Source organism: Cellulophaga sp. RHA_52, from assembly GCF_007827205.1.
In the GTDB taxonomy this organism is placed as follows: Bacteria; Bacteroidota; Bacteroidia; order Flavobacteriales; family Flavobacteriaceae; genus Cellulophaga; species Cellulophaga lytica.
Window position 1 is genome coordinate 295,796 of record NZ_VIRZ01000001.1, and the last position, 14,997, is coordinate 310,792.

The window sequence follows — 14,997 nt, forward strand, 5'->3', positions numbered from 1 at the left end:
CATTATATTTAAAGCCTAAAATTAGTTAACCTACTATTATGAAACGAAGAAAGTTTTTAAAAAATTCATCTTTAAGTACAGCCGGTATCATTTCTGCTCCATTATTAGCATCTTGTGACCAGAAAAAAACAATTACATCTAATACTGAAGCAGCAACGGTAAAGCCTATTGCTATTTGCACATGGAATTTTAAAAATGCAAATGATAAAGCCTGGGAAGTTTTAGCCAAAGGCGGAAACTCTTTAGATGCTGTTGAGCAAGGTGTAATGGTTGAAGAAGCAGACGCTAACAACAATACAGTAGGTTTAGGCGGCAGACCAGATCGTGATGGCAATGTAACATTAGACGCCTGCATTATGGATAAAGATGGCAATTGCGGCTCTGTAGTTTATTTACAAAACATTGTACACCCGGTATCTGTAGCACGTAAGGTTATGGAAGAAACACCTCATATAATTTTAGCTGGTAAAGGAGCAGAACAATTTGCTTATGAACAAGGATTTAAAAAAGAAAACTTACTTACAGAAAAATCTAAAAAGGATTGGCTGGAATGGAAGAAAACTTCTAAATACGAAACTATAATTAACATAGAAAACCACGACACTATTGGCATGTTAGCTATGGATAAAAATGGCGACATTTCTGGAGCTTGCACCACTAGCGGCATGGCATACAAAGTTGGTGGACGCATTGGAGATTCTCCAATAATAGGCGCTGGCTTATTTGTAGATAATGAGGTTGGTGGCGCAACTGCTACCGGTGTTGGAGAAGAAGTTATTAAAACCGTAGGTAGCTTTTTAATTGTAGAGTTAATGAGACAAGGTAAATCTCCTCAAGAAGCCTGTGAAGAAGGTGTAAAAAGAATAATGGCTAAAAATAAAAACCGTGAAGATTTTCAGATTGGCTTTTTAGCAATGAATAAAAAAGGAGAAACAGGTGGTTATTGCGTACACCCTGGTTTTACATACCGTAAAACAACAAAAGACAGCAATACCAATGAACAAGTAAATTCTTTTTACAAGAAAGATGAAATACAAAACAACAATTAGTAGTTTTGACACTTAATTAAGATTATAAAATGGCAGATCAAAAAAGACTTTTTTTACTAGATGCATATGCACTTATTTTTAGAGGATATTATGCATTTATAAAAAACCCAAGAATAAACTCTAAAGGACTAGACACATCAGCAATATTAGGTTTTACAAACTCTTTATTAGACGTAATAAAAAGAGAAAGACCAGACCATTTAGCTGTATGTTTTGATCGTGGCGGCAGCGTAGACCGTGTAGAAATGTTTGAAGCTTACAAAGCCAACCGCGATGCCACACCAGAAGCCATAAAACTTGCCATTCCCTATATAGAAAATATCTTAAAAGCAATGCACATACCTGTTGTTGTAAAAGAAGGGTATGAGGCAGATGATATTATAGGCACACTTGCCAAAAAAGCAGAAAAAGAAAACTACAAAGTGTTTATGGTTACACCAGATAAAGACTTTGCGCAATTGGTTTCTGAAAATATTTTTATGTACAGACCAATGTTTGGTGGCGGATATGAAACTTGGGGAATACCAGAAGTATTAAAAAAGTTTGAAATTGAAAGACCAGAACAGGTTATAGACTACTTAGGGATGATGGGAGACTCTGTAGACAACATCCCAGGACTACCAGGTGTTGGAGAAAAAACAGCTAAAAAGTTTCTTGCTGCCTACGGAAGCATGGAAAACTTACTAGACAATACCCACGAACTAAAAGGAAAAATGAAAGAAAAGATAGAAGCCAATAAAGAATTAGGCTTACTATCTAAAAAGCTAGCTCGTATTATGCTAGATGTTCCTGTAGATTTTAATGAAAAAGAATATGAACTAGACCAACCAGACCTTCCAAAAGTTACTGAAATTTTTGAAGAATTAGAGTTCAGAAGACTTGCAGATAACCTTATTAAAACATTTGCTACAGAAACTACAACCAACTCCGAAACCAATACTGAAAAATCATCTAAAAAAACAGCAAAAACAAGTACTGCAGGAGCAGGCCAGTTTTCATTGTTTGGCGGAGGCGGTAGCGCTTCTGCAACACAAGTACAACAAGAGCTTTCTAGCAGAAAAACAAGTAAAGACATTCCGCACATATACCAAAGTGTTGCTCCAGGAATGGCTATGAAATTGTTTTTACAGAATTTAATGAAACAAACATCCGTTTGTTTTGACACAGAAACAACAGGATTAAATCCGCTAACAGCAGAATTAGTAGGAATTGCTTTTTCATGGGAAGCAAGTAAAGGTTTTTACATCCCTTTTCCTGAAGACCAAGACCAAGCCCAGGAACTAATAGAGCAATTACGTCCGTTTTTTGAAGATGAAAAAATTGAAAAAATTGGTCAGAATTTAAAATATGATATAAAAGTTTTACGCAAATACAACCTTATTATTAAAGGAGCTTATTTTGACACTATGTTAGCTCACTATCTAATAAACCCTGATATGAGACACAATATGGATGTATTAGCAGAAACATACTTAAACTACACCCCTATTTCTATTACAGAATTAATTGGTAAAAAAGGTAAAAATCAATTATCTATGCGCCAAGTTCCAACAGAAAAACAAACAGAGTATGCAGTTGAAGATGCAGACATTACTTACCAATTAGCTAGTCATTTTAAACCAGAGTTAAAAGATGCTAAAACAGAAGAGTTATTTAATGAAATTGAAATTCCACTACTAAGTGTTTTAGCAGATATGGAGTTAGAAGGTATAAACCTAGATGTTGATTTTTTAAACTCACTATCTGAAGAGCTAAATACAGATATTAAAAATCTAGAAACTAGCATTTATGAAGCCGCTGGGGAAGAATTTAATATTGCATCACCAAAACAATTAGGAGAAATACTTTTTGGAAAACTAAAACTTGTAGACAAGCCTAAAAAAACAAAAACAGGTCAGTATTCCACCGCAGAAGATGTACTATCATACCTTGCACAAGACCATGAGATAATTAAAAACATTTTAGAATACAGAGGACTTGCTAAGCTTAAAAGCACATACATTGACGCATTACCAGACCAAGTAGAAGAAAGTACTGGACGCGTACACACAGATTATATGCAAACAGTTGCCGCTACAGGAAGACTAAGTAGTAACAACCCTAATTTACAAAACATACCTATACGCACAGAACGCGGAAGACAAGTACGCAAAGCGTTTGTTCCTAGAGATGAAAACTACACACTACTTGCAGCAGATTACTCACAAATAGAACTGCGTATTATTGCAGCTTTAAGTGATGAAACAACAATGATTGAAGCATTTAAAAACGGAGAAGACATTCATGCCTCTACAGCTTCAAAAGTATTTAACGTTCCTTTAGACCAAGTTACAAGAGAGCAACGTAGCAACGCTAAGACGGTAAACTTTGGAATTATTTACGGCGTTTCTGCTTTTGGACTAAGCAACCAGACAGATTTAAGCAGAGGAGAATCTAAAGTGCTTATAGATGCCTATTATGAAACCTACCCTAAACTTAAAAAATACATGAGTGAGTTGGTAGATTTTGCAAGAGACAACGGTTACGTACAAACAGTTTTAGGAAGACGTAGGTATTTAAAAGATATTAACTCTAGAAATGCCGTAGTGCGTAGCGCAGCAGAACGTAATGCCGTTAACGCCCCAATACAAGGTAGCGCTGCAGATATTATAAAAATTGCAATGATAAACATTCACAAAAGACTTACTGAAGGCAATTTTAAAACAAAAATGCTTTTACAAGTACATGATGAACTTGTTTTTGATGCTCACAAAACAGAACTAGAAGAAGTAAGAGCACTTATTAAAACAGAAATGGAAAATGCATACTCACTTGCAGTTCCTTTAGATGTAGAAATAGGAACAGGAGACAACTGGCTAGTTGCCCATTAACCAAATACACACACAAAAAAAAAAAAAAAAAGGACATTAGAAAAACCTAATGTCCTTTTTTATTTATTAGTAAAATGGTTTTAGTTTTTTGTAAAAACAATATCTAAACCATCATAATTATCTTCATCAATATCTTCACCTGCAATAATTAAGGTACTACCGTTTAAGTCAACCGTAATAACAGTTTCTCCTCCTGTAGGATCTGTAATTGTTAATTGGTCATCATTTAAATCCCAAGTACCAACTAAAGTATCTGTCTCTTCAGGACAATCAACCTCTATACCTGCGCCATTAGATTCAATTACAAAATAATTTAATTTATCCTTACCTACAAATGTATCATCTGCATTAAAAGTATATGTAATTATTTTACAACCTTGATCTATAAGATTCTTTGCTATTTCTTGAGGAAAATTCACCTCTGAAGATTCTTCCCTTGTAACATCAGAAATCACCCAAGTACCTACTAAACTATTTTCAGAAAATAGTTCTTTTTCACTATCTGTAGAGCAAGAAAAATTTAACAAACAGATAGACGCTATTAATAATATGCCTTTTTTTATCATTTTATTTAGTTGATTATTTTTACTTTAAAAAACGCAAAATACTTTATTATAGTATAATAGCACTAATTTTACCTATAATATAAACCTGTATGTTGCTTTTAGCAAAATAGTATTATCTTTTTTGCGGTCTAAAATTTGCCTGTTTAAACTCCTTCCAAGCGCATCATCTGGATTGGCGTTACCCGTTAAACCTTGTGACCAAACCAAGAAAATTTCCGAACCAGGAATATATTCCCATCGCAAAACTAAATTAGATCTAAATTGCACAAAAGAAAAGTCTGGATCACCAAACTCATAATCTGTAATTCCATTAGCATCTTCATCTACAATATAAACCCCATTTTCTAATGCTATCTGATTAGCTCCATATAGTGTAATTCTATCATCAATACTATTTGCAATAGGATTATTTACATAGTTAAAATTAGTGTAAGTACCTCTAGAAATAAAAGGTTGTCCATAATACTGAAGACTTAAATTAGGATTTAAATTATAGTTTAAGCGTATAGAACTACTAAATGTATTTTGATCAATTTCACCTAAAATATACCTTGTTATATTATTAGTTGTACGCTGGGTTACATATTGAGTTTTACTTTTCTCTGTAGAAAACTCATTATCCATAGACAAACTAAACGCATCTACTGGTTGATAGGTGAACCTAAACACATATCTATTGTAACTAAATGTATCCTCTGCACCTCTGTTACCAACATAACCTACAGTAGAGTAAAACTTTTTTCTGTTATCTGACCCTGCAAATAACGCCAAACCACCTTCTTTTGCATAACGCCAACGTGGTCCACCACGCAAATTAGCATTACTATAAAAAACAGGGTTATATGTTGCTTCTACTTCTGTCCACCAATTATTTTTATAACTTATATTACCATTAAACTGGTATGACATAATATTATAGTTTCCATCAAAATCAAAAGTAGAATATTGCCCCAACTGCAAACGTATATTTCGGTAAAAATCTGTAGGCTTTAAAAATAAACGCTGAACTTCTGCAAACTGAGTAACTTTATCTGCCTGACGCAAAAAACCTATATCATTTAATTCTAACTCTGGAGAATACCAAAGTACACCACCCTCATAACGCCAATTACCACCACCAGCCTTACCAAATTCTAACTTACCACCAGTACCAGACAAAGATGTCCTAGACGTATCTAACCTAACGTGACCAGCATCTACCCTGTTAAACAAATGCGTAATAGATTTTTGAGTATTAGTTATAGCCTCTTTAGAACCACGAACAGAACTTGCAACAAAGTTGCCCTCTACATAATATTCTCTATTTTTCCAGTTATGCTTAAAATCTACACCGGCAGAAACAGCAGATTTATGTAAAAAGTCTAAGTCATCTTCTAATCGCCTATTTGTTGATGTAAAAATTGCACCAACATAAGAGTTCCTATTATTAAAATCTTTTTGAGCTCTTGCAACTAAATAATTAGTAAGCGGCTCTACAAGTTCATCTCTTTTTTCTCCGTTAGTATCTATTTCTGCATACATTTTACCAGTAACACTCTCTAAAAGCCCTAAAGACCAACCACTTTTAGTTTTACCAGAGAATTTTGCTGCTCCAAGAATTGTTGTGTTTTTAGGCACATCTGCATACTCACCATCCTCCAAGGAAGGTCTTCCGTGAGGGTTTCGCCCAATACGTCTACTGTAAAATAAATTATCTTGACCACTACCAAATTCATAGTCAAAAATGTTTTTATTTTCTATAAAAAATGGACGTTGCTCCCTAAAAAATATCTGAAAACCATCTAACGCTATTGCTCCTGGGTCTGCTTCTACTTGACCAAAGTCTGGATTAACTGTTAAATCTAAAGTTAAATCGTTTGTTACACCAATTTTAGCATCTAAACCACCATTAAACTTATAATCAGACCCATCTCTATAAGGATTGCCAACTTCTTTTGGATAACTATCATATTGATTGACCACAAAAGGTTGAATTTCTAATTGTTTTTGAGGCTTAATATTTAACAACCCACGTAACTCACCAAACTCACTAACATAACCAGAAGACTCTAAAGGAATACGTTGCCAAATGGAGCGCTCCTCGGCTCTAAAAATTCTACGTTTAACTTGTAATCCCCAAACCTGCTCTTTAGCATCGCCAAATTTAAGCTGACTAAAAGGTATTTTAAGTTCTGCCGTCCAACCTTCATCATCTAATTTAGAGCTACCATACCAAATAGGGTTCCAGCTACTGTCCCAACTACTACCGTTTTCAGATATAAACTCATCACCCTTAACACCTGCTACTGTAAATGTAAAAGAGAAAGCTGTTCTTTTATCATTATAACTATCAATATTAATTTCTACCCAATCTCCTTGAAAACCATCTCGCCTAGACAAACGTTTTTCAATTTTATCTAAATCAGAGTCATAACATTTAAAAGCAACATATAAAAACTTATCATCATACACTATTTTAAACTTGGTAGGTTGGGTTGGACTAGTATTTTCATCTGGCCTCCACTCTACAAAATCTCCTTGCCACTCTACATTATTCCAAGCAGCATCTGTTAAATAACCATCTATAACAGGAGATTTTTTATTTTCTACACTATTTGTAGTGTACACCCTCTTAGGAACTTGTATATTTGCACTTTCTTGAGAAAAAAGCGCTGTAGTTAAAAATACTAAAGCACTTGTTAGACTAAACTTTAACATTGGTTATTCTGGTTATTTTTTAATATAAGGCGTAAAAATAGCACTCCTATTATATAATTGTAGCTAAAAAAGACAAAATTTTGTTAAAATCGAAAAAAATAAAGCTTGGGAAATCAAGAAAACAATAGCATTTAAAAAAAACAATAAAAATAAACGGAAATAAGCATTTGTATTTCAAGTAAATAATTGTACATTTGCACCCCGTTTATCGGGATTAAGTAAATAATAAAAATATATTAGTGTGGATACATTAAGCTACAAGACAATTTCAGCCAATAAAGCAACCGTTTCTAAGGAGTGGTTATTGGTTGATGCTGAAGGAGAAACGTTGGGTCGTCTTGCTTCTAAGGTTGCAAAAATCTTAAGAGGAAAGAACAAACCTAATTTTACACCACATGTGGACTGTGGGGATAACGTAATTGTTATCAATGCAGAGAAAGTTACTCTTAGCGGTAACAAATGGCAAACTAAGACTTATATAAGACACACAGGTTACCCTGGTGGACAAAGGTCTCAGACAGCTATTGAAATGTTGGAGAAGAACCCAGCACGTGTAGTGGAAAAATCAATAAAAGGAATGCTACCTAAGAACAGATTAGGAGCAGAACTTTTTCGTAATTTAAAAGTTTACGTAGGTCCTGAGCACAACCAAGAGGCACAAAAACCAAAAGCAATAAACTTAAAGGATTTATAATGGAGGTAATTCATAAAATAGGCAGACGTAAAACTGCTGTTGCACGTGTATATGTTTCTGAAGGAAAAGGTAACATTACAATCAACAAAAAAGATTTAAATGAATATTTCCCTACTGCTACTTTACAGTACAAAGTAAAACAACCATTTGCTTTAACCAGCAATGATGAAAACTTTGACGTAAAAGTAAATGTTTACGGAGGAGGTATTACTGGACAAGCAGAAGCTATTAGACTAGCTCTTTCTAGAGCAATGTGCGAAGTAGATGCTGAAAACAGATTGATATTAAAGCCAGAAGGTCTTTTAACTAGAGATCCAAGAATGGTAGAGCGTAAGAAATTCGGTCAGAAAAAAGCCCGTAAGAAATTTCAATTCTCTAAGCGTTAAGAATATATTCCGGAACATTGTTCCGGTTTTTTTACATCAGATTTTTTCTGATTTTATACCGTTGGTAATGCCAACAAAAACAAGTTCATTGAGAAGCCTTTAGAAAAAATTCTAAAGCATAAATTAAAACAAGTTGTCGTTGTTTTCTGCTACCATACAGGAAACACTAGTTTAGCATCTAAATGTTAGAGACTGCATACGCACTACTTTAGCATTGCTAAGTAAAACGGAACGTAAACTATTACAAAAAAAATGGCAAACAAAATTGAAGTAAAAGACTTATTAGAAGCAGGTGTACACTTTGGTCACCTTACAAGAAAGTGGAACCCGAATATGGCACCATATATTTATATGGAGCGTAACGGAATACACGTTATTAACTTATACAAAACAGCTGCAAAAATTGAAGAAGCTAATGAAGCTTTAAAAAAGATAGCAGCATCTGGTAGAAAAATACTTTTTGTAGCTACCAAAAAACAAGCAAAAGACATTGTTGCAGACAAAGCAGGAAAAGCAAATATGCCTTACATCACTGAAAGATGGCCAGGTGGTATGTTAACTAACTTTGTTACTATTCGTAAAGCTGTTAAAAAAATGGCTTCTATTGATAGAATGAAAAAAGATGGTACTTTTTTAACTTTATCTAAAAAAGAACGTTTACAAGTAGATCGTTTAAGAGCTAAATTAGAGAAAAACTTAGGTTCTATCTCTGATATGACTCGTTTACCAGGAGCTTTATTTATTGTAGATACAATGAGAGAGCACATTGCAGTTAAGGAAGCTTTAAAATTAAACATTCCTATTTTTGCAATGGTAGATACAAACTCTGACCCTAGACCAATAGACTACATTATACCATCTAACGATGATGCTTCTAAATCTATTGAAGCTGTATTATCTCACGTTTCTGAAGCTATAATAGAAGGTTTAGCTGATCGCAAATCTGACAAACAAGCTGAAAAAGAAGGAAAAGATTCTACTCCTAAAGCAAAAGCAGCTCCTAAAGCAGAAGCTAAAACTGCTACAGATGATTTAACTAAAGTTGAAGGAATTGGACCTAAAATTGCTGAGATTTTCCAAAACGAAGGAATTAAAACTTACGCAGACTTAGCTGCTAAATCTGTTGAAGATTTAAGCGCTATATTAACTGCTGCTGGTTCTAGTTTTGCATCTAAAAACCCTGGTTCTTGGCCAAAGCAAGCTAAAATGGCTGCTGATGGTAAATGGGATGAGTTAAAAGTATGGCAAGACAATACTAAAGGTGGTATAGAATAATCTATTCACAACCTTTTATATAAATAAAACAAAATATTAATTTAACATCGTTCTAAAAAATTAATCTTTATTTAGAGCAATATTAAAACTTAAAATAAAATGGCAAAAATTACAGCTGCAGAAGTAAATAAACTAAGAAAAGCTACTGGCGCAGGAATGATGGACTGCAAAAAAGCTTTAGTTGAAGCTGAAGGTGATTTTGACAAAGCAATTGACGTATTACGTAAAAAAGGTCAGAAAGTAGCAGAAAAAAGAGCTGATCGTGACTCTAGCGAAGGTGCTGCAGTTGCTAAAGTAAATGCAGATGCTAACAAAGGTGTTGCAATAGTATTAGGTTGTGAAACTGACTTTGTTGGTAAAAACGAAAACTTTTTAGCACTTGCTAACCAATTAGGAGAATTAGCACTTAACTACAACTCTAAAGATGAGTTTTTAGCTGCTGATTTTGACGGTATGACAGTTGCAGACAAATTAGTTGAGCAAACTGGTGTTATTGGTGAAAAATTAGAAATTAACGCTTTTGAGACTGTAGAGGCTCCTTACGTTGGTTCTTATGTACACATTAACAAAATTGCTGCTGTAGTTGGTTTTACTGCTAAAGTAGATAACATTGAAACTTTAGCTAAAGACGTTGCAATGCAAATTGCATCTATGGGAGCTACAACATTATCTTACAAAGATTTTGACCCAGCTTACATAGCATCTGAAACTGAAGCAAGAATTGCTGTTATTGAAAAAGACAATATTGAGTTAGAGCGTTTAGGGAAAACTCTTAAAAACGTACCTCAGTACATTTCTATGGCACAATTAACTCCAGAAGTTATGGCTGCTGCAGAAGAAAGTGCAAAAGAACAACTTAAAGCAGAAGGTAAACCAGAGCAAATTTGGGACAAAATTTTACCAGGTAAAATGGAAAGATTTGTATCTGACAACACTACTCTTGACCAAGAGCAATGTTTATTAGACCAAAACTTTATTAAAGATGAAAAAATTAACGTAGCATCTTACGTTTCTTCTTACGGCGATGTAGCTGTAGCATCTTTTAAAAGAGTTGCTCTTGGATAACAAAAGACAAAACTTTTAAAGTTATAATTAAAGCCGTTTCCTTTTTTTAGGAAACGGCTTTTTTATTTTATTACAACAACTATAACGCAACAAAATAATAGAATAAAATATGAGACATACTTTACCGTTCATTTTTTTCATTATTTTTGCTAACCATAAACATCACCAAAAATGCAATACAAAAGAATACTTTTAAAATTAAGCGGAGAAGCCTTAATGGGCTCTAGACAATACGGCATAGACCCTGTAAGACTTGCAGAATATGCTACTGAGATAAAACAAGTAATAGACAAAGGTATTCAGGTAGCAATAGTAATTGGTGGAGGAAATATTTTTAGAGGTGTTGCTGGAGCAAGTAACGGTATGGACCGCGTACAAGGAGACCATATGGGAATGCTAGCTACCGTAATAAACGGGCTTGCCTTGCAAAGCGCATTAGAAGACGCAGGCGTACAAACAAGACTACAAACTGCAATTAAAATAAACGAAGTAGCAGAACCATTTATTAGAAGAAAAGCTATGAGACACCTTGAAAAAGGAAGAGTAGTTATTTTTGGTGGCGGAACAGGTAATCCATATTTTACAACAGATTCTGCAGCTGTATTACGCGCTATTGAAATTGAAGCAGACGTAATATTAAAAGGAACAAGAGTAGACGGCATTTACACATCTGACCCAGAAAAAGATGCCAATGCAACTAAGTTTGATAAAATATCTTTTCAAGATGTACTTAATAAAGGCTTAAAAGTAATGGATACCACCGCATTTACATTAAGTCAAGAAAATGAATTACCTATTGTGGTTTTTGATATGAACACAAAAGGAAATTTATTAAAACTACTATCAGGAGAAAATATAGGAACAGAAGTAAATTTATAAGTGGTACAGTTTATGCTGAACCAAGATTAAATAGTAACACAATGAACGAAGAAATTAATTTTATATTAGACAGTACTAAAGAGAGTATGAATGGCACAATAGACCATTTAGAAAAAGCATTTATTAAAATTAGAGCAGGTAAAGCTAGCCCAGTTATGCTATCTAGTGTTATGGTAGACTACTACGGATCTGCAACTCCACTTTCTCAAGTAGCTAATGTAAACACTCCTGATGCCAGAACAATATCTGTTCAACCATGGGAAAAAAATATGCTTCAAGAAATAGAAAAAGCCATCATGAACTCTAATCTTGGCTTTAACCCAATGAACAATGGTGATTTTGTTATTATAAACGTACCACCATTAACAGAAGAAAGAAGAAGAGATTTAGCAAAACAAGCTAAAGGAGAAGCAGATGATGCTAAAATTGGAATTAGAAACGCAAGACAAGAAGCAAATAAAGAAATTAGAGCTTTAGATGATGCATCTGAAGACTTAAAAAAGAATGCAGAAGCAGATGTACAAGATTTAACTAACTTGTTTACAAAAAAAATTGACGCTTTACTAGTTACCAAAGAAGCAGAAATAATGAAAGTTTAATTTTTTTTTAAATGAAAATAAATTACAGAGAAGATTTAAGCAAAATTGAGATTATTGATAATATTAAAAGTCAAAAAATCAACGGTAAAATCTTCTCTGTACTTATTATTTTAAGCTCTGGTTTAAATATTATTAACAATAAGAGCAACTTACTCTTCTACCTCTCCATAGTACTATTAATTGCATCAATAAGTTATGCAATTTATATGCTTACTCAAAAATCATATAGATCTACCTACAACCTAAATGAAATAAGTAGTCTTAAAGCAGTTAAAATATTAAACATAACGTATTACCGATTTCAGCTTATCAATAAAAAACATAGAGACTTAGAGGTTTCTGAACAGCATACTTCCTTAGCAGCACTTATAGATTTCTGCAAACAACACAAAATCAAAATAGGAGATTAAGTTTTATTTAGGTTTAACACGTATTTAAACCGCATTTTTTGGGAACACTAACAATCATTCTTTACCTTTGCGCACCTTAATTACATATAATGGTTGCAAAGATTACGCAAGGTTTTTGGGCAAAAACTGCTAGGATAATTCTGAGAAACAGAATTCTCATTATACTACTAATAATAGCTTTTACCGTTTTTCTAGGTTTTCAATGGAAAAACATGAAGTTTTCTAACTCAGAAGCTAACTTATTACCAGATCACCATCCGGTTAATATTAAATACCAGTCATTTTTAAAGCTATTTGGAGAAGAAGGTAATGTAATTGCAATAGCCGCAAAAGACAACTCTCTTTACACTCCAGAAAAATTTAATAGATGGAACAAACTTAGCAAGCAACTAGATGCGTTTCCAGAGGTAGATTTTGTATTATCTACAGACAACCTTAAAGAACTGGTTAAAACAGAAGACGGACAAAAATTTTTACTTCAAAACTTTATAAAGTCTAAACCAAGAACCTCTAAAGAAATTGACAGTCTCAAACAGCATCTATTTAACAATATGCCGTTTTACGAAAATCTATTATACAATAAAGAAACAGGTACAATTAGAACTTTAGTTTACCTAGATAAGGACATCGTAAACACATCTGTACGTAAAGATTTTATTTTAAAAGATTTTAAACATCTTACAGAAAAGTTTGAAAAGGAAACTGAGATGAATTTGCATATATCTGGAATGCCATATATACGCACAATGAACTCTAAAAATATTATAGATGAAATAAACAAGTTTATACTTGCAGCCCTTGGCGTAACTTCATTAATTTTCTTTTTCTTTTTTAGAAGCTTTAGAGCCACATTTATATCTATGTGCGTTGTAATTATTGGCGTAATGTGGGCTTTTGGCATATTAGGCTTATTACAATATGAAATTACGGTACTAACCGCCTTAATACCTCCACTTATTATTGTAATAGGTATTCCAAACTGTATTTTTTTAATAAACAAATACCAACAAGAAGTTAAAAAGCACGGTAACAAAGCACTTTCCTTACAACGTGTAATATCTAAAATTGGTAATGCAACGTTAATGACAAATATTACCACTGCATCTGGCTTTGCAACTTTTATAATTACAGACAGTCAATTACTTAAAGAGTTTGGTATTGTAGCATCTATAAACATCATTGGTATTTTTATACTATCACTTTTAATAATACCAATAGTTTACAGCTTTTTACCAATGCCTAAAGACAAGCATTTAAAACACTTAAACACAAAGTGGATTGACACTTTTGTTAGCTGGATGGAAAACATTGTTAGAAACAAAAGAATTAGCGTCTACATTGTTTCTATCTTACTATTAACAGTTAGCATTATTGGCATTTACCAAATAAATATTTCTGGAAGTCCTATTGAAGATATGCCAAAAAAAGCAGAGTTTTTTAAGGACATTCGCTTTTTTGAAAAAGAATTTAAAGGCATAATGCCTGTTGAAGTTGTTATAGATACTAAAAGAAAAAATGGTGTTTTAAAACCTGCTACATTAAAAAGAATGGATAGGTTTGGAGAAGTAATTGAAGATATTCCAGAACTGTCTCACCCAATATCAGCAGTTAACCTTGTAAAATACTCTAAACAGGCCTTTTACAACGGAATTCCTAAGTATTACCAATTACCAACCACACAAGAAAATAATTTTATTATGGACGTGGCTCGTAACTCTAAAAGTAACGGAAACTTACTAGAGAGTTTTGTAGATTCTACTGGACAAACTGCTCGTATTTCAACTTTTATGAGAGATGTAGATACTGAGCGTATGCAAGATATAGAAGGACGTTTACAAGAAAATTTAGACAAGATATTTCCAAAAGAAAGATACAACACCTTTTTAACTGGTAAGGCTTTATTATTTTTAAAAGGAACTAAATACCTTGTAAACAATTTGGTTTTATCATTAGCACTAGCTATTGGCCTAATAGCTCTATTTATGGCTTACTTGTTTAGGTCTTTTAGAATGATTGTAATATCATTAATACCTAACTTACTACCATTAATAATTACAGCAGGCGTTATGGGCTTTGTTGGTGTACCAATAAAACCTTCTACTATTTTAGTATTTAGTATTGCCTTTGGAATTTCTGTAGACGATACCATTCATTTTTTAGCAAAGTACAGACAAGAGCTTGTAGTGAATAAATGGGCAATTAAAAAATCTGTATATGCTGCACTAAGGGAAACAGGAGTTAGTATGTTTTACACTTCAATTGTTTTATTCTTTGGCTTTTCAGTTTTTATAATTTCTAACTTTGGAGGTACTGTAGCATTAGGAGCATTAGTATCTGCAACGTTATTATTTGCAATGTTAGCTAATTTAATACTACTACCTTCATTACTACTTTCTTTAGAACGCAGTATAGCAAACAAAGAAGTGCTTAAAAAACCACAAATAGATATTTTACCTAAAGAAGAGGTTAAAATCAAGAAAAAAAATCAAATCAATAATCAAAACTAA

At 33.2% G+C, this 14,997-nt stretch carries 12 protein-coding genes; 10 read left to right on the top strand and 2 right to left on the bottom strand.

What is annotated here, in order from left to right:
- The first annotated feature begins 38 nt into the window (after positions 1–38).
- A complete protein-coding gene (locus JM80_RS01285) occupies positions 39–1,049 on the top strand; it encodes an isoaspartyl peptidase/L-asparaginase family protein (RefSeq protein WP_013621413.1) in 1,011 nt (336 codons plus the stop codon).
- A gap of 29 nt (positions 1,050–1,078) precedes the next feature.
- Positions 1,079–3,919 carry a DNA polymerase I gene (polA, locus tag JM80_RS01290; protein ID WP_144709012.1) on the top strand — a complete coding sequence of 947 codons (2,841 nt, stop codon included), beginning with the start codon at positions 1,079–1,081 and terminating at the stop codon, positions 3,917–3,919.
- Between the two features lie 80 nt (positions 3,920–3,999).
- Here the strand turns inward: polA and JM80_RS01295 are convergent, their stop codons facing one another.
- Entirely contained in the window at positions 4,000–4,485 is a 486-nt protein-coding gene (locus tag JM80_RS01295; RefSeq protein WP_013621411.1) for a lipocalin family protein, read from the bottom strand.
- Positions 4,486–4,557: 72 nt separating this feature from the next.
- The gene (locus JM80_RS01300; RefSeq protein ID WP_144709013.1) at positions 4,558–7,182 is read right to left on the bottom strand and encodes a DUF5916 domain-containing protein; all 2,625 of its coding nucleotides are present in this window, start codon (positions 7,180–7,182) and stop codon (positions 4,558–4,560) included.
- 241 nt (positions 7,183–7,423) lie between these two features.
- On the opposite strand from JM80_RS01300, the gene rplM reads away from it, so the two are divergent.
- The 8 genes from rplM (at position 7,424) to JM80_RS01340 (ending at position 14,997) form a co-directional block, all read left to right on the top strand.
- Complete coding sequence (gene rplM / locus JM80_RS01305; protein WP_013621409.1) at positions 7,424–7,876, top strand: 50S ribosomal protein L13; 453 nt, start codon at positions 7,424–7,426, stop codon at positions 7,874–7,876.
- Entirely contained in the window at positions 7,876–8,262 is a 387-nt protein-coding gene (gene rpsI / locus JM80_RS01310) for a 30S ribosomal protein S9 (protein WP_013621408.1), read from the top strand. The genes rplM and rpsI overlap by 1 nt, the downstream gene beginning before the upstream one ends.
- Before the next feature lie 252 nt (positions 8,263–8,514).
- A complete protein-coding gene (gene rpsB / locus JM80_RS01315) occupies positions 8,515–9,537 on the top strand; it encodes a 30S ribosomal protein S2 (RefSeq protein WP_013621407.1) in 1,023 nt (340 codons plus the stop codon).
- Between the two features lie 99 nt (positions 9,538–9,636).
- Positions 9,637–10,602, top strand: a complete 966-nt coding sequence (tsf, locus tag JM80_RS01320) for a translation elongation factor Ts (protein WP_013621406.1) — start codon at positions 9,637–9,639, stop codon at positions 10,600–10,602.
- Between the two features lie 171 nt (positions 10,603–10,773).
- On the top strand, positions 10,774–11,481 hold the full coding sequence (pyrH, locus tag JM80_RS01325; protein WP_013621405.1) for a UMP kinase: 708 nt from the start codon (positions 10,774–10,776) through the stop codon (positions 11,479–11,481).
- 41 nt (positions 11,482–11,522) lie between these two features.
- Positions 11,523–12,080 carry a ribosome recycling factor gene (gene frr / locus JM80_RS01330; protein ID WP_034643219.1) on the top strand — a complete coding sequence of 186 codons (558 nt, stop codon included), beginning with the start codon at positions 11,523–11,525 and terminating at the stop codon, positions 12,078–12,080.
- 11 nt (positions 12,081–12,091) lie between these two features.
- Complete coding sequence (locus JM80_RS01335; RefSeq protein WP_075695076.1) at positions 12,092–12,490, top strand: hypothetical protein; 399 nt, start codon at positions 12,092–12,094, stop codon at positions 12,488–12,490.
- 89 nt (positions 12,491–12,579) lie between these two features.
- A complete protein-coding gene (locus JM80_RS01340) occupies positions 12,580–14,997 on the top strand; it encodes an RND family transporter (protein WP_144709014.1) in 2,418 nt (805 codons plus the stop codon).

Coding starts and splice junctions, on each gene's coding strand:
- tsf (WP_013621406.1), top strand. CDS start 9,637: ATGGCAAAAATTACAGCTGCAGAAGTAAATAAACTAAGAAAAGCTACT.
- pyrH (WP_013621405.1), top strand. CDS start 10,774: ATGCAATACAAAAGAATACTTTTAAAATTAAGCGGAGAAGCCTTAATG.
- JM80_RS01300 (WP_144709013.1), bottom strand. CDS start 7,182: ATGTTAAAGTTTAGTCTAACAAGTGCTTTAGTATTTTTAACTACAGCG.
- JM80_RS01285 (WP_013621413.1), top strand. CDS start 39: ATGAAACGAAGAAAGTTTTTAAAAAATTCATCTTTAAGTACAGCCGGT.
- rpsI (WP_013621408.1), top strand. CDS start 7,876: ATGGAGGTAATTCATAAAATAGGCAGACGTAAAACTGCTGTTGCACGT.
- frr (WP_034643219.1), top strand. CDS start 11,523: ATGAACGAAGAAATTAATTTTATATTAGACAGTACTAAAGAGAGTATG.
- JM80_RS01340 (WP_144709014.1), top strand. CDS start 12,580: ATGGTTGCAAAGATTACGCAAGGTTTTTGGGCAAAAACTGCTAGGATA.
- JM80_RS01295 (WP_013621411.1), bottom strand. CDS start 4,485: ATGATAAAAAAAGGCATATTATTAATAGCGTCTATCTGTTTGTTAAAT.
- rpsB (WP_013621407.1), top strand. CDS start 8,515: ATGGCAAACAAAATTGAAGTAAAAGACTTATTAGAAGCAGGTGTACAC.
- JM80_RS01335 (WP_075695076.1), top strand. CDS start 12,092: ATGAAAATAAATTACAGAGAAGATTTAAGCAAAATTGAGATTATTGAT.
- polA (WP_144709012.1), top strand. CDS start 1,079: ATGGCAGATCAAAAAAGACTTTTTTTACTAGATGCATATGCACTTATT.